General features: G+C 72.4%; 8 protein-coding genes. 5 read left to right on the plus strand and 3 right to left on the minus strand.

The genetic code is table 11. The annotated features are described in order from the left end of the window. Window positions 1-779 precede the first annotated feature (779 nt). Window positions 780-2,891, plus strand: coding sequence for an asparagine synthase-related protein (locus ACFYY7_RS18650; RefSeq protein WP_388662642.1), 2,112 nt, complete (start codon window positions 780-782; stop codon window positions 2,889-2,891). 80 nt (window positions 2,892-2,971) lie between these two features. Beyond that, a complete protein-coding gene (locus ACFYY7_RS18655; RefSeq protein ID WP_388662643.1) occupies window positions 2,972-6,655 on the plus strand; it encodes a BTAD domain-containing putative transcriptional regulator in 3,684 nt (1,227 codons plus the stop codon). On the opposite strand, the gene ACFYY7_RS18660 is transcribed toward ACFYY7_RS18655, so the two are convergent. Both ACFYY7_RS18660 and ACFYY7_RS18665 read right to left on the minus strand, forming a co-directional pair. Continuing rightward, window positions 6,642-8,612, minus strand: coding sequence for a sigma-70 family RNA polymerase sigma factor (locus tag ACFYY7_RS18660; protein ID WP_388662645.1), 1,971 nt, complete (start codon window positions 8,610-8,612; stop codon window positions 6,642-6,644). The two genes, ACFYY7_RS18655 and ACFYY7_RS18660, sit on opposite strands and share 14 nt — an antisense overlap. Window positions 8,613-9,145: 533 nt before the next feature. Continuing rightward, the gene (locus tag ACFYY7_RS18665; RefSeq protein ID WP_388662647.1) at window positions 9,146-10,120 is read right to left on the minus strand and encodes a TetR/AcrR family transcriptional regulator; all 975 of its coding nucleotides are present in this window, start codon (window positions 10,118-10,120) and stop codon (window positions 9,146-9,148) included. 340 nt (window positions 10,121-10,460) lie between these two features. Between ACFYY7_RS18665 and ACFYY7_RS18670 the strand changes: the two genes are divergently transcribed. Together ACFYY7_RS18670 and ACFYY7_RS18675 are read left to right on the plus strand one after the other, a co-directional pair. Continuing rightward, entirely contained in the window at window positions 10,461-11,939 is a 1,479-nt protein-coding gene (locus tag ACFYY7_RS18670; protein ID WP_388662649.1) for an NAD(P)/FAD-dependent oxidoreductase, read from the plus strand. A 187-nt stretch (window positions 11,940-12,126) separates the two neighbouring features. Then, window positions 12,127-13,899 (plus strand): SpoIIE family protein phosphatase, encoded by a 1,773-nt coding sequence (locus ACFYY7_RS18675; protein WP_388662651.1) that lies wholly within the window; start codon window positions 12,127-12,129, stop codon window positions 13,897-13,899. A 29-nt stretch (window positions 13,900-13,928) separates the two neighbouring features. Here the strand turns inward: ACFYY7_RS18675 and ACFYY7_RS18680 are convergent, their stop codons facing one another. Beyond that, a complete protein-coding gene (locus tag ACFYY7_RS18680) occupies window positions 13,929-15,257 on the minus strand; it encodes an MFS transporter (RefSeq protein ID WP_388662693.1) in 1,329 nt (442 codons plus the stop codon). A gap of 155 nt (window positions 15,258-15,412) precedes the next feature. Here ACFYY7_RS18680 and ACFYY7_RS18685 point away from each other — a divergent pair, with 155 nt between their 5' ends. Next, the gene (locus ACFYY7_RS18685) at window positions 15,413-15,970 is read left to right on the plus strand and encodes a MarR family winged helix-turn-helix transcriptional regulator (RefSeq protein ID WP_266731022.1); all 558 of its coding nucleotides are present in this window, start codon (window positions 15,413-15,415) and stop codon (window positions 15,968-15,970) included. Window positions 15,971-16,664: the final 694 nt, after the last annotated feature.

Here is a 16,664-nt window from a genome sequence, read left to right on the forward strand (position 1 = left end):
CGGCTGTTTCGGAAGCGTTTCCATGGGTGCTGCGTGGGTCGGCCCACTGCACAGGACTCAGTGGGCTGGGGGACACTGCCGCCTCATTCCCCGCAGGCGGCGGACCGGTCCGGGAGGTGAACGACACCTCCCGGACTGTGCGTCGGCGGCCCCGGCGGAGATCCTTCGCGGCTGCCGCGCGGCTTCGCGGGGCGCTGGAGGGCGCCGGAAGACACCCGGGAACGATCGTGGAATGAAGTGGGGCGAAAGGGGACTTCTGATGCGGCGAGCGCCTCATTGCAAGGTTTCAACCCGCTCCGAGAATGGCCGAATGTCGTCGGTCCTCCGAGGTTGGTCCGCCCGTTTCGCGGACATCTCGCCGACCGCCGGAAGGTTGTCCGCCGACGGCCTGCGAGCGGTCCGGGGCGGCTCGGGCGCGGCTTGAGCGTGGCCGGATTTCGGCTGGTGGATTCCGCTCGTACGGGGAAGGCAACGCACCTGTTCCGTAAGTCAGTTGGTGGCTGAGGTGCTTGGCGGTGGTCGAACTGGGCGTCCCGCCGTCGAAGCGGCGTCCGCTTCCCGGCGGGTGTGTACACGCCGGAGGCCGGCCCGGATTTCCGCCCGGTCTCCGGCCCGGCCCGGCCTTTGCCAGGGGCGCATGCCCTTCCGACGTGCGCCGTCCGTAGCCCCTCCTGCGCGCCGTTGTCGTGGCAGCATGTTCGCAACGGCGCCGCGCGTTACCGGTGTTCACCCGATACTTTCCTGCTGCGCCGTTTTGTCCACAGCCTGTGGAGGCGGCGATGCGTTGGTTGGTGGGGTGGAGCAGTATCGCCGCGAGCTTCGGCACGGCAGGGGCGGTCGGACCCAGTGACGAGGGGCGAACGATGCACCCCGTGGGCTCCCAGCTCCTGTGGGGCGACCCGGACCCGCTCTGGGCCGTGGGGGACTGGCGCCCCGACGAGATCCGGATCACCACGGCCGAGACCGCCGAGGGTGCGCCCACCGCCCGGATGGCCGTCCTCGGCTGCTGCAGCGCCACCGACGAAAAGCTGCGCGCCGGCCTCCTCGCCGCCCGCGGCGGCGCCCTGCGCCACCTCACCTCCTGGCCCGGCAGCTACACGACCGTCGTCCAGATCGGCCGCCGGATCACCGTCATCGGCGACCTCGCCGGTGCCCGCCCGGTCTTCTACACGCCCTGGGCGGGCGGCACGGCGTACGCCACCGCCGCGCTCCCGCTCGCCGACCTCATCGAGGCCCAGCTGGACATCGGCCACCTGGCCGCCCTGCTCGCCTGCCCCGAAACACCGGAGGCGCTGCGCGACGGCACCCCGTACGCCGGGGTGAAGCGCATCCCGCCGGGCCACGCGCTCATCCTCCGCGAGGGCTCGCGCGAGATCACCGGTTACGAGGCGGTGGCCTCGCTCGCCGTGGCCGCGCCCCAACTCGACCCGGTCAGCGCGGTCGAAGGCGTACGCGACGCACTGGTCGAAGCCGTACGCGCCAGGCTCCTGGCCCCGCGCCACGCGCCCGAGACCCTGCCGCCCGACCCCGGGCCGGTCCCCGGCATGGGTCCCGCCGACCGGCGCGCCGCCCGCGGCGCACCGGTCCCCGGCATCGGCGCCGACCTGTCCGGAGGCAGCGCCTCCGCCACCCTCGCCCTGCTCGCCGCCGGACTGCCGGGCCTGCCCGGCACCCTCCTCGGCCACGGCACGGGCGCGGGGGAGCGGCTGCTCGCCGTCACCCTGAACGACCTCACCGCGCGCGGACACGAGGACGAACTCGAACGCGCCCGCGTCATCGCCGCCAACCCGCGTCTGCACCATGTGGTCGTCGCGGCCGGGGAGGAGGCCCTGCCCTACGCCGACCTGGGCAGCGGCCCGCTCACCGACGAACCCGCCCCGTCCCTCGTCGTCGCCGAGCGCCACCGCCGGCGCCTTGCCTCGGGCAGCGCCGACCACTTCGTCGGCGGCGGCGCCCGCCAGGTGCTCGACGCCCACCCGGCCCGCCTCGCCGACCTGCTGATGGACCGTCGCCGACGCCATCTGCTGCGCCCGGTCGCCGCACTCGCCAGGGCGGAGGGCCCGAGCGCGCACTCCCTGTTCGTCCCGCTCACCGTCTACCGGGCGGCCCGCCGCCTGTCCCGTACGTCGTACCGCACCGGCCTGGAAGCGGCGGCCGGCCGGCTGCCGGACGCCAACCGGAACGCCCCCGACCTCGACACCCCCGCCGATGCCTCGCTGGCCGCCCTCGCCTGGTCGCGGCCCGGCCCCGCCGCCCGCTGGCTCACCGGGGAGGCGCTCGCCGAGGTGTCGGTCCGGCTCCAGGAGGCGGCCATCCGCCCCGTCTCCGTCCAGCGCCCCGGCGAGGCACGGGCCAGGGCCGCCCTGGCCCGGTACGCCGCCGACCACCGGATCCTGGAGCAGGCCGCCGAGAACCGCAGCCAGCGGCTGCACGCCCCGTACCTCGACAACCAGGTCGTACGCGCCGCCCGCGCGCTCCCCGAATCGCTCCGGGTCCAGCCGGGCGCCCGCGCCGCGGTCCTGCGCCGGGTGCTCGCGGGCGCGGGCATCCACGATCTGCCGCCGGGCTGGGGCACCCCCTCCCTCGCCACCTCGAACGCGACCGCCCGCACCGGCCTGCGCGCCGCCCTCCCGGAGCTGATCGCCCTCTTCGACGCCCCGCTGCTCGCCGACGCGGGCCTGGTCGAGGCCCGTGTCGTACGGAAGGCCCTGCGCGCGGCCTCCGAGGGCGAACCGCTCCCGCTGGACGGCCTCGCGCACCTGGCGTCCACGGAGCTCTGGCTCCGCCGCCTGGTGTCGCGGCGCGGCACCTGCTGGACGGGCACGGCGGCGCCCCGCCAGCGCGCGGTCGCGGGTGGCGTCGTCCCGGCCAGGCGAACGCTGCAGCGGTAGGCGCGGAGGACGGACACGACCGCCCCGCTCATCGGCCGAGGAGCGGGGCGCTCACTGAGCTCGCGGGACACAATGGCTCGGTGCGGTATCTGATCCTGGGCGTCACCGAGGCGCGAGACGAGAACGGCAGTGACCTGCCCGTGAGCGGTACGCGGCTGCGCGCTCTCCTCGCCGCCCTCGCACTGCGCGCCGGGCGCCCCGTCCCCGTCGCCGACCTGGTCGACGACGTATGGGCCGCCGACCCCCCGCACGACGCTCCCGCCGCGCTCCAGGCCCTGGTGGGCAGGTTGCGCCGGGTGCTGGGCAAGGACGCGATCACGAGCGCCCACGGGGGCTACCGTCTGGCGGCCGGGCTCGACGAGGTCGACCTGCACGTGTTCGAGCGGCTCTCCCGCCAGGGGGCCGAGGAGCTCGACGCGGGCGACCCCGTGACGGCCGCGCGCACGCTCCGTACCGCGCTCGCCCTGTGGCGCGGCCCCGCACTGGCCGACCTGCCGGAGCGGGACCACGGCCACGCCCTGCGCCCCGAGGCCCACCGTCTGGCCGCGCTGGAACGCCGTATCGAGGCCGATCTGCGGTGCGCGGCGACGGGCCCGGTCGGCGGGACGGAGCCGGGCGCGGGACCGGGCGCGGAGCAACACACCCTGGTGCCCGAGCTCATGGAGCTGACGGCCGCCCACCCGTACGACGAACGCTTCCGGGCCCAGTTGATCCGCGCCCTGCGCGCCGAGGGCCGCCAGGCCGATGCGCTGGTCGCCTACGAGGACGCCCGCCATGCCCTCGCCGACGGTCTCGGGACCGATCCCGGGCCGGAACTGATCGCGCTGCACCGGGAGCTGCTGGCCCCGCCGCAGGTGCCGTCCGCGACGGCGGCGCGGCCGGTGGCGATGCCGGTGTCGATGCGCCGGCAGCGTCCGCCCGACGAGTCCGGCCCCGCCGTCGTGCACGGCAATCTGCGGCCCCGGCTGACCTCGTTCGTCGGACGTGAGCCCGAACTGCGGTCCATACGCGCCGATCTGGCCCGTTCCCGCCTGGTCACCCTCACCGGCCCCGGCGGCTCCGGCAAGACCCGGCTCGCCGAGGAGGCCGCGGCGCACGGCGGGCAACCGGCACCCGAGGCCGAACCGTCCGACGCATTGGGCTCATCCGAAACATTCAACGCATCCGACACGGAGGCCTGGATCGCCGAGCTAGCCTCCGTGGACGACCCCGCCGACGTACCCGGAGCCGTACTCTCCGCTCTCGGGCTGCGCGAGACGGCCCTCCTCCGCGACAACAACCGCGACGGACAGCCGCCGCGCACCGACCCGGCCGACCTCCTCGTCGAGCACCTGGCGCACTGCTCCCGCATCCGCCCCTTCCTGCTCATCCTGGACAACTGCGAACACGTCATCGAAGCGGCCGCCACCCTCGCCGAGACCCTGCTCACCCACTGCCCGCAGCTGCGCATCCTCGCCACCAGCCGCGAACCCCTGGGAGTGCCCGGTGAATCCGTACGCCCGGTCGGTCCGCTCCCGCCCGATCCCGCCCACCGGCTGTTCGCCGAGCGCGCCCGCACCGTACGCCCCGGATTCGCCCCCGATTCCGACCCCGGGCACGATGCGGACGCCGTGGCCGAGATCTGCCGACGGCTCGACGGGCAGCCGCTCGCCATCGAGCTCGCCGCCGCCCGGCTGCGGATGCTCAGCCCGCGCCAGATCGCGGACCGGCTCGACGACCGGTTCCTGCTTCTGACCGGCGGGAGCCGGACCGTACTGCCGCGCCAGCAGACCCTGCGTGCCGTCGTCGACTGGTCCTGGGACCTCCTGGACGAGGACGAACGCACGGCGCTGCGGCAGATCTCCGTCTTCGCGGGCGGCTGGGACCTGCAGGCCGCGGAAGCCGTCGTCACACCTGAGGTCTCCGCGCCCGGGGCCTCCGCGCCCGGGGCCTCCGCGCCCGGGGCCTCCGCGCCCGGGGCCTCCGCGCCCGGGGCCTCCGCGCCCGGGGCCTCCACGCCCGGGGTCTCCGCAACCGGGCCGATCCCCGCCGGAACCGTGCCCTCCGGGCCCGCCCCCGCCCGGCTCTCCACCGCCGACCTGATCGGCGCTCTCGTCGACAAGTCCCTCGTCGTCGCGGCCCCGGCCGCCACCGGCGAGATGCGCTACCGCCTCCTGGAGACCATCCACGAGTACGCCACCGAACGTGCCGCCGAGGTCCCGGAGATACGCGCCGCCGCCGCGAACGCGCACACCGCGTACTTCCTCGCGCTCGTCGAGAGGGCCGAGCCCCGCATCCGCTCCGGCGACCAGCTGCTCTGGATCGAACACCTGGAGACGGAACTCGACAACATCCGGGCAGCCCTCCACCGGACCGTCGTCACCTGCCCGTCCGAAGCGGAAGCCGTGCGACTGGTGCTCGGCATGGGGTGGTTCTGGTGGCTGCGCAACTTCCGTTCCGAGGGCCTCACCTGGGCCGAGCGTGCCGTGGCGCTGGGGCCGGAGCCGGACGATCCCGGCGACCCCCGTTACTGGCCGCGCATGCATCTGGAGATGCTGCGGTACTTCCTCGCCGTGGAGGCCGGGCCCGCCGAGGCCGTCCACGGTGACGACCGCTTCCGGGCGGTGATGGACCGGGTGACCGAGGCGTTCAGGCCCTCGGGCTCGCAGTCCGCCCGCTTCCCCGGAATGCTCTGGCCGATGGCCCTGTTCGCGACCCGGACGACCACCGAGACCCACGCGCTGATCGACTCGGTGGTCGACAACGCCCGGACCCACGGAGGCGCCTGGGAGTACTGCCTCGCCCTGATGTTCCGCACCCACATGGTCGTCGACATGCCGGGCGGCATGCCCGGGGTCGACGCCGATCTCGCGGAGCTGCGCGAGCTGAGCCGCCGCGTCGGCGACCGCTGGATCCGCGCGCAGGTGGCGAGCGCGGCCGCGGAGGCGGGCGTGATGCGCGGACGGTTCACGCAGGCCCGGACGGCGTACGAGGAGGCGCTGCTGCTGTCCCGCGAGGTCGGGGCGTACGCCGAGGCGCCGTTCCTTCTCGCCCGCGTCGCGGAACTCGCCTACCGGACCGGGGACATGGCGGACTTCGAGCGGAGCCTGAGCGAGGCGGAGCGCGAGGCGGACCGCTACCAGGTGCACGACGCCCACGCCTACATCCATTTCCTGCGCGCCACCGCGGCCCTGGAGCGGGGCGAGATCGCTCGGGCACGGCAGCTGGTCACCGAGGCGGCGTACGCGATCGGGCGGGGCAGCCCGCCGTCGCACTTCAGCGCCGTGGTCGAGGGGCTGGCAGCCCGGATCACGGTGCACGAACCGGGACCCGGCCGTGGCCCGGCGGCGGGCGTACGAGGTCTGACCGCGGCGCTGCGCGGGGCGCGGGACGCACAGTGCGCCGAGCTCGTCACCGGGCACCTGGCGGACTGCGTGGCGACCGCCCTGCCGAAGGTGGGCCACCACCGGGCCGCCGTACGGATCCTGGCGGCGGCGGACGGCTGGCGCCTGTCCGGCCCCAGGACCGAGGTGCAACAGGCCGAGGTGGACGAGGCCGAGCGGCAGGCCCGCGAGGAGCTGGGCCCTCAGCTGTACGAGTCCGAACGCGCCGCGGGCCGCGCGCTGACGCTCGACGACGCCATCGAGCTCCTGACCCGCATCACCGAGGAACTCCCGGAGGCGCCTGGGTGCGTGGACGTCCTGGAACGCGGGGACGCTCCGGGGCACGTGGAAGCGCCGGGTTTCACCTCCGGCCTCGTCCCGGACCGGCTCACCGGCAACTGATCCTCGAATCCGCCCAGTCGGCGAGGGCCATGACTCCACCGGGGCGGGCGCGCTCGACGACGAGCCGGATGCTCCTCTGACCGTCGATACCGACGCCCACCGGCACGGCCGGGTCGTCGCCGTTCATCACGGGTGACTGCCAGAGCCGTGCCCCGTCGCCGTTGAAAACGGAGAAGCGCACCGAACCGAGCCCCATCGTCATGTCGTCGATCCCGACCATCGCCTCGTACCGCGTGCACTGCTTGTTCAGCTGGATGGTGACCGAGGAACTGCTGTTGACGGTGACCCCGTGCGCGTATGTCGTGCCGCCGATCGACACGTTGGAGCGCTGCCAGACCCAGCTGCTCTCGCCGAGCACCACCTCCGGTTCGGTGTGGTCGCCCAGGAGCGAGTAGTTGAGTTCGCTGACCTGATAGACGATCGGCGCGGGGGGCGGCGGGGGCGGAGTCCTGGTGGGCGTGGGTGTGGGCGTGGGCGTCGGCTTGGGCTTCGGCGCGGGTGGCTTCGGCTTGGGAGAGGGCTTCGGGGGTGGTGTCGGTTTCGGCTCGGGCGCGGGCGGCGGGGTCGGCGCCGGGGGCGCGGGCGGAGCGGGCTTCGGGGGCGGCTTCGGCTTCGGCTCGGGCCTGGGCGGCGGGGTCGGCGCAGGGGGCGCCACGACAGCCGGCTTCGTCGCGGGCCCGGCCTCGGGCTTCGGCTGGTCGTCGCCGACCAGTGCCCAGACCAGCCCGGCCGCGGCGGCCACGACGACCGCCGCCGCGATGCCGGCCTTCGCCGGGGCACCGAGTCCCTCCGAGGCGGCGGCGCCACCGGCCGTGCCACCGGAGTTTCCTCCGGTGGCCGCCGCGGCGGCACCCGCGCCCGCGGCTCCCGCCGCGCCCCCGGCGACGATCCCGGCGGCCTTGAGGCCGTACCCGGCGGCGAACCAGCCGATGACCGCGACCGGCAGCAGCGCGGGAATCCCGGCGTTGACATGGGCCAGTTCGCCCGCGGCGAGCCGGCACTTCGAGCACTCCTCCAGGTGTCCGCGCAGGCCGCGTTCGGCCCGCATACGGAGCCCGCCACGGGCGTACGCGCCCAGCCGGTCGGCGTAACGCGCACAGTCGCCGCCCGCGGTCAGGGCCTGGCTCACATGCGCCTGGAGATATGCCTGCTTGAGGCCCTCGCGGGCCCGGCTGGCCAGCACCGCCGTGGCATTGGCGGTCAGCCCGAAGAGCGGGGCGATCTCGCTGGGCGACTCCTCCTCGACGGTGGTGTGCCACAGCACCGCCTGCCAGCGCTCCGGCAGACTGCGGAACGCCTGCATGGCCATCGACTGCTCGGCCTCGTGCATCGCCAGCACATCGGCACCGAGATCGAGCGTGTCCGCGTCCGACACCTGGGAGGCCTGGGACGCCTGCGCGGCGAACACCGCGAAGTCGTCGACCAGATGCTCCCGCTTCGCGGTCTTGGTCCAGGCGGCGCCGACATGGCGGACGGCCGTCATGAGATAGGCCCGTACGGCCTCCTCGGGCCCCTTGCCCCGCCGTACCGCCTGCAGTGTGCGGGCGAAGACCTCGGCCGTCAGGTCGTCGGCCGTGTGGGCGTCCCGGCAGCAGCTGCGCGCGTAGCGCCGCACCGCGTCGGAGTGCCGTCGGAAGAGTTCCTCGTACGCGAGGTCGTCGCCGTCCCGCATCTGCCGGATCAGATCGGCGTCGGAGGGTGCGGTGCCGGAGGCGCCGGTGGCGCCACTGCTGCCGCCCTCCCGCTGCATGGGCACCGCGACATCGGCCTCGGGGCCGGGATCGGCCGGTGCCGGCCACGGACCCGGCAGGACGGCACCGCCCTCGCTGTCACTGCTCGTCCACCCGGGTCCGGCCTGACTCGGTACCTGCCTGGCGGCCGGCCCACCGGTCTCCGTGACACCGCCCACGACGGAGACGTCGTCGAACGACTCTTCCTGCTGCCCGTCACCGCTCATCGCGGTAGCCCCCGTATGCGCTGTCGGACCCGAATATCGGGCAAGGGTGCCACATGGCGCAATCACGTCGGCCTCTCAGCCTCCGCAACCACTCATCCGGGGCGTTTTTCCGAATGCGAGTACTAGCGGCCATTCATTCGGGGAAAGCTGAGTAATCGCTTTCTGCGTGTGCGAGTTGCCGCCGCAGTCCGCGATTCGAGAGCGCCGGGCGTGCTGGGGCGGGAAGAGGGCACGCATTCCGGCAGTGCGAGAGACGGCCGCGTACGTCGGTGCGACAAACTTCGGGCGATGACGGACCATCGGCCAAGACCCCACCAAAACGGGCCACATCAACCATTCGTGTCGCCCGCCCCCACCGCCCGGACCGCAGCAGCTGCCTGACGCGGCAGGCAGCACGCAACACGCGACACGCAGCTGGCAGTTCGCGGCACGCCGGGGCGCCGGGCGCCGGGCGCAGCGGCACTGGCCACCGCGCCCGCGCACCACAAGCGCCGTGGGCTCACCGACCCCCACGCACGCTCCGATCGGGCGACTCAGGTGACCGGCCGGGAGCGCAGCCCCTCAAGCAGGATGTCCAGGAGCCGGCTGGAAGCGGCGGCCTGCTGTGCCGCGTCAGGCAGCGAAGGAGCCGCCGTCGCTATCACCAGCAGCACATCCGCGACCGTCACGTCACGACGCAGTTCACCGGCTGCCCGTGCCCGGTCCACCAGGCGGCCGACCACCTCCAGCAGCTCGCCGGCTCCCGTGTCGTCGTCCGCGATGCCGGTCTCCGCGGCGGAACGCTCGTCGGCTGCCCGGAGGTCGGCCTGGCCGGCGCTCTGCCGTTGCTGAGGCACCCGGGCCTCGTCCCGATCGGCGCCCGATCCCGATCCCGAACCCGATGCCGAGCCCGGTATGGCCACAGACTCCCCGGCCACCGCCAGGTCATTGCCAACGGAGCCATCGGAACCGTCGGAGTCGACATCGACGCCGACCCGCAGCACCTGCGGCGGCAGCAGCCGCCCCGCACCCGAGGCCACGGACGTACGCAGGAAGCGCGACAGCGCCGACCACGGTTCGTCCTCCTGGCCGAGCGCGGTCCGGGCCTGGTCCGTCAGCCGGGAGGTCTCCTCCTCGGCTATCCGCCTGACCAGCACGTCCTTGCTCGGGAAGCGCCGGTACACCGTGCCGACTCCGACCCTGGCGCGGCGTGCCACGTCTTCCATCGGAGCCCCGTACCCCAGCTCGCCGAACACCTCGCGCGCGGCCCGCAGGACATGTTCCAGATTCCGCTGCGCATCCACGCGCAGCGGAGCCGAGCGGCCATTCGCCCCGGAGACCACGGAGGCCCCAGAGCCCCCGGCAGCCCCGGTCGCACCGGCTGCCCCATTGACTCCGCCGGATCCGACCGTGCCGACCGAACTGGCCGTCACTGTCCCGACCGTTCCCACCGCTCCGTTTCGCCCTGCTTCATCGGACGAATGGGACGAAACCGCAGCCGAAGCTTGCCAAGAATCCTGAATATGCATAACTGTTCCCCCGGTTATGACGTCTCCCCCCGGAGACTTCCCGCCGTTTGAGCCGGGGAGTGGATCATCGTCCCCATCCGACACCCCGACGACATACGAACATAGTTGAGCCCGGCTCAATTCAGAAGGGGGTAGTTCCGCACGGAGCGCCCCCCGATCGGCGCAAGGACCGGTTGGTCACTGATTCGGCCGCCGTCCGGAACCACCGCCTCAACCCCTGACCTGCGCGGCTTGCGCATCCCTGCCGAGCCCTGCGGTCACCGCCCATCCGGAACCTCCGGTCACACAATTTGTCGAGCCTGTGGACAAACCCTTGAGCACGTTGCGTCATGGGGTGGTGATGGCTTCAGATTCCGGGGGGACACCCCCCGGCCCCCCACCGGGTGTGCGCATTCTCGTCATCGGTGGCGGCTACGTCGGGATGTACACAGCGCTGCGTCTCCAGCGGAAGCTGAAGCAGAGACTCAGAAGCGGTGAGGCCGAGATCGTGGTCGTCACCCCCGAGCCTTATATGACGTATCAGCCGTTCCTGCCCGAGGCGGCCGCCGGTTCGATCTCACCGCGCCATGTCGTCGTGCCGCTCCGCCGCGTCCTCGCGCACTGCAAGATCGTGATCGGTGAGGCGCAGTCCATCGACCACGCCAAGCGCACGGCCACCGTCACCACCCTCGCCACGGGGGAGGACGGCACCGGCGCGGTCGAGATCCCGTACGACGAACTCGTCCTCGCCCCCGGCTCCGTCTCGCGCACCCTCCCGGTCCCCGGCCTCGCCGACCACGGCATCGGCTTCAAGACCGTCGAGGAGGCCATCGGGCTGCGCAACCACGTCATCGAGCAGATGGACATCGCCTCCGCCACCCGCGACCCCGCCATCCGCGACGCCGCGCTCACCTTCGTCGTCGTCGGCGGCGGATACGCGGGCGTCGAAGCCCTCGCCGAGCTGGAGGACATGGCCCGCTACACCTCGCGGTACTACCACAACATCAAGGCCGAGGACCTGAAGTGGATCCTCGTCGAGGCGTCCGGCCGCATCCTCCCGGAGGTCGGCGAGACGATGGGCACGTACGCGATCCGTGAGCTGCGCGGCCGCAACATCGACGTACGCCTCGACACCCGGCTGGAGTCCTGCGAAGGCCGGATCGCCGTCCTGAGCGACGGTTCCCGGTTCCCGACCCGCACCCTCGTGTGGACCGCGGGCGTCAAACCCGCACCGGTCCTCGCAGCGACCGATCTGCCGCTCGACGAACGCGGCAGGCTCAGGTGCACGGCGGAACTCGCCGTCGAGGGCGTCGGACACGCCTGGGCCGCCGGGGACGCCGCGGCCGTACCCGATCTGACCGCCGAGGAAGCGGGCAAGCAGACCGCGCCCAACGCCCAGCACGCGGTGCGCCAGGCCAAGGTCCTCGCCGAGAACATCCTCGCGTCCCTCGCCCGACAGCCCCTGAAGGAGTACCGGCACAGCTACGCGGGCTCCGTCGCCTCGCTCGGCCTCCACAAGGGCGTCGCCCATGTCTACGGCCGTAAGCTCAAGGGCTATCCGGCCTGGCTGATGCACCGTACGTACCACCTCAGCCGTGTCCCCACGTTCAACCGGAAGGCACGAGTCCTTGCCGAATGGACCCTCGCCGGGCTCTTCAAGCGCGAGATCGTCTCCCTCGGCTCGCTGGAACACCCACGCGCCGAGTTCGAGCTCGCCGCAGGCGGCAAACGCCCCGGTCCGAACGGCCCGCCGGGCCGGGACACCCCGCCTGGCCCCGGCAACTCGCCGGGGCCGGATGCCGGCTCCGGGCCCGACGGCCCGACGGGGAACGGCGGCTGACGGACCGTCGACCCGTCCGGCCGCCCGCCAGGCGGCGGACCGTACCGACAACTGTCAGTACGGTCCGTCACACTGGACGTGTGACCATAGGTGGGCCCACATCTGCACAGAGTGACCCGGCCGGCAGTGACCGACAGTGAGCAGCCCGCGAGAGCGGACCAGACCGACACACGAGGCCAGAAATTCCGTGAACTTCACGCGCTGGAGCGCCCGCCTACCTGGAACGCAGCGCCGCGCCGCCGCACGGGACGACCGCAGTTCCGTGCCCTCGGCCCGCGCCGAGTACGCACGGCCCGAGACCGGCCCCCGCCCGCCGGACGACGACCCGCAGGCCGGTACGGGCCCCGATCCGCTGGACGACCCGCACGGTGCGGCTCCCCGGCCGGCCGGCCCCGCCCTGGAGGACCTCTCCGCCCGGGACATCCTCGGCCAGCTGCCCGCCCTGGTGGCCCTGGTGTACGGCCCCGACCACCGGATCGCGTACGTCAACGACGCCTACGCCGCCGCCTTCGGGCCCCGCCCGGCCGGCGCCACCGCCGCCGAGGCGATGCCCGAGCTCGACGAGCTGAGCCTGCTGCCCCTCATGGACCAGGTCCTGCGCAGCGGCACTCCCCGTACGGTCAAGTCCCGCAAGGTCCGCAGCGGCAATTCGTACACCGTGACCTGCACCCCGGTACACCGGGACAGCGACGACGACGGCACCCTGCCGAACAGGGCCGGTACGAGCAACAAGAACAGCAAGAACAACAGGGGCCGAGGCCGAGGGGGCGAGAGCGGTGTGCTCGTGTACGCCGCCGATGTCACCGACCACGCCGAGGCCGCCGAACGGCTCCGCGCCAGCGAGCGCCGCCACCGTGAAACGGCCGTCACCCTCCAGCGTTCCCTGCTCCCGCAGGAGCTGGAGCAGCCCGACGACCTCCGGATCGCCGCCACCTACCAGCCCGGCGGCACGGACGCCGCGGTCGGCGGCGACTGGTACGACGTCATCACCCTCGGCGCGGGCCGCACCGCCCTGGTCATCGGGGACGTGATGGGCCGCGGGGTGCGGGCCGCGGCGGTCATGGGCCAGCTCCGTACGGCCGTACGCGCCTACGCGCGGCTCGACCTCCCGCCGCACGAGGTGCTCCAGCTGCTGGACGGCCTCGCCGCCGAGATCGACGCCAGCCAGATCGCCACCTGCGCCTATGCGGTCCACGACCCCAACGAGGGCCGGCTCGTCTACTCCTCCGCCGGCCACCTCCCGATCCTGGTGTGCCACGAGGACGGCACGGTCCACCGCGCCGAGGACCCGACGGGGCCGCCGCTCGGCACCGGCGGCTGGATCCACACCTCGGGCACGATCGCGCTGCCGCCCGGTTCCACCGCCGTCCTCTATACGGACGGCCTGGTGGAGCGCCGGAGCGAGGACATCGACGAGGGCGTCGCCGCGCTGGAACGCGCCCTCTCCGGGGCCAAGGGTTCACCACAGGTGGTCTGCGACCGGCTGATCCGCTCGCTCGGCGTGACCGCGGAGCACGACGACGACGTGGCGGTGCTGGTGGTCCAGCACCCCGCCCGCACGGGGGCGAGCGCGGAGCTGTTCCACAACGCCTCGCTCGATCTGCTCGGCGGCATCGAAGCGGCCCCGCGCGCCCGCGCCTTCGCGACGGGGGTCCTCACCTCGTGGCGGTTCCCGGTCGAGCTCTGCGACCTGGGTGTCCTGGCCGCCGGCGAACTCGTCGCGAACTCCCTCAAGCACGGCACCCCGCCGATGCGGCTGGGCCTGCGGCGCACCGACCGCCGCCTGATCATCGAGGTGACCGACGGCGACGACCACCTGCCGCGCCGCCGCCGGGCCGACCCGGCGGACGAAGCGGGCCGCGGCATCTCGATCGTCGCGACGATCGCCTCGTCCTGGGGCAGCCGCCGCACACCGGGCGGCGGCAAAGCGGTCTGGTGCGAATTCGCCCTGCCGCAGTGAGGGCCCTGTCACGGACAGGGCCCGGCCGATCAGCGAGCAGCGGCCGCCGCGGAGGCGGAAGCAGGGGCAGGGGCGAAAGCGGAGCCGGGCTCGGCATCCGGCAGTGACACGGCCACCACCCTGGAGGGCACCGTCTCCAGCGAAGGCTGGTCCTGTACGGGAGTGAGCCGTTGGCCGAGCCGCAGCGCCAGCGCCGTGATGCCCAGCGAGAACAGCACGAACGTCACGATGTACGGCCCGTGCAGCGTCGCCCCCATCGGCCCGCCGACAGCCGGACCGACCGCCAGCGCGAGCTGCTTGCACAGGGCGAACGCGGAGTTGTACTGACCGACCATCGACTCCGGCGCCAGATCGGCCACCAGCGGGGCCACGGTCGGCGACAGCATCGACTCACCGAGCCCGAACAGCGCGTACGTGGAGATCATCGCGGCCGTCGCCATGGTCTGGCTGCCGTGCCCCAGCCCCGCGTAACCGGCCACGATCCAGGCGAACGCCCAGATCAGACCGACCGAGGCGATGACCCGGCTGCGCCTGCGGCGTTCGACGAGCCGCAGCACGACGAACTGCGCCACGACGATGACGGCCGTGTTGGCGGCCAGCGCGATGCCGAGCGTCGAGGGCTGCATTCCGGCGGCCTCGGTGCCGTATGCCGCGAGCCCGGACTCGAACTGTCCGTAGCAGGCGAAGAACAGCACGAAGCCCAGCACGCACAGCTGCACCATGGCCCGGTGCGAGAGCAGCGCCCGCAGCCCGCCCGTCGCCTCGGACCCGTCGGTCGGCCTGGCGTCCGCGATGGCGGGCGTACGGGACAGCCGCACCGTGCAGGCGATGACGCCGAGCACGACGAACATCGCGGCTTCGATGAGGAACAGCAGGGTGAAGGTCTCCGGCCGGTTCGTGTCGACGATCTGCCCGCCGACCAGTCCGCCGACGCCGAGCCCGAGGTTCTGCAGGAAGAACTGCATGGCGAAGGCGCGCGTACGGGTGGCGGTGCTGGAGCACAACACGAGCATGGTCGCGAGCGCCGGCTGCATGACCGCCGTACCCGCGCCGAGCACCGCGGCCGACAGCACGGACGCGGTCACGCCCGACGAAAGACCGAGGGCGACGGCGCCCAGGGTGGCGATGCCGGAGGCGACGACGAGTACGGGCAGCGGCCCGCGCCGGTCGATCGCACGCCCGGTGAACGGCAGAACGGCCAGCGCCGCCATGGCGAAGACCGCCAGTACGACTCCCGCGGTGCCAGCACCAAGATCACGTACCTGTGCCACATAGACGTACAGATACGGAACGGTGAACCCCAGCCCGAACGCGCTCAGCGCGCTCCCCAGCTGGATCCGCCGCAGTGCTGCACCCATCTCCCTGGTCACACTCACCTACCTCAAGGTCTCGAAGCGATACGCCGAGCCATCCAAACGACTCGAACCCGAAGACTTTAACACTAAAGTTAGAACCTCAACAATACAGACCGAAGGACTTCGACGGCTATGGGAGGCGTGCCATACTTCCCGCCATGCCTGACACCCCCGAGCAGCCCGGACCGCAGGAGCCGAGCCTCGACGAGCAGATCGCCGCCTACCAGCGCGAATTCCGCGACCTCGACCCGCAGGTCGAACAGGTCGTCTCGGCCCTGGGCCGCCTGAACCGCCGGATGAACGTGGCGTACGGACGCCAGCTCGCCGCCCTCGGCATCAGCAACGCCGAGTGGGAGGTCCTCAAGACCCTGGTCCTGGCCGGCTCCCCGTACCGCCTGGGCCCGGGAGAGCTGGCGAAACGCCTGGGCCTCACCCCGGCGGCGATGACCCACCGCATCGACCGCATGGCGGGCGAGGGCCTGGTCACCCGCGACCGGGACGAGAACAACCGGGTGCGCGTGATCGTCGAGCTGACCGACGAGGGGCGTACGAAGTGGCTGGAGGCGATGCGGATGGCCACCGACTTCGAGGAGGACCTGCTCCAGGACCTCACGGCCGACGAGCGCGGCGGCCTCGGTGACATGCTGATCCGCCTCCTGCGCCGCGTGGAGCACGCCCAGCCGGACGCCGGCGGCCGCCTCACCGACCTGGGCTGAACCCGCGTCCGACACGTGAGAAAAGGGCTTGACCTGGCGGGGTTGACACACCCCCCCGCCGATCCGTAAGGTTCTTCGAGTTGTCACGGAGCCGGAACGGTTCTGCGACAACCGATCCCGCCGCGAATGCGGCAACCAAACTCAGCACGATCTCCCACTCGGGACAATTTCGGCATGCCGAAATTGATTTCGATGACCCGATTATGAGTCGCCGGGAAAATCCGCTAGAGTTCGGAACGTCGGAACGGCCCAACGGCCGGGAAGACAAACCCCGCTGACTGGGAATCAGGCCCGAAAGGATCTGATAGAGTCGGACTCGCCGGAAAGGGAAACGCGAAAGCGAAGAACTGGAAAGCGAAAAGCAGGATCCCGCTTCGACCGGGAATCGGACACGAAAGAGTCTGATAGAGTCGGAAACGCAAGACCGAAGGGAAAAGCCCGGAGGAAAGCCCCAGAGAGTGTTCTGCGGGTGAGTACAAAGGAAGCGTCCGTTCCTTGAGAACTCAACAGCGTGCCAAAAGTCAACGCCAGATATGTTGATGCCCCGGCCTGCTTCGGCAGGTTGGAGGTTCCTTTGAAAGTCCCACGGGGTCACTGACCCGGTGGGCAATTTACACAGCGAGGACGCTGTGAACGACCGGTCTTATTCCGTCCGGTCGTTCCGCTCTCGTGTTGTGTTGTCCCGATCACGGGA

Source organism: Streptomyces sp. NPDC001933, assembly GCF_042890955.1.
GTDB lineage: Bacteria > Actinomycetota > Actinomycetes > Streptomycetales > Streptomycetaceae > Streptomyces.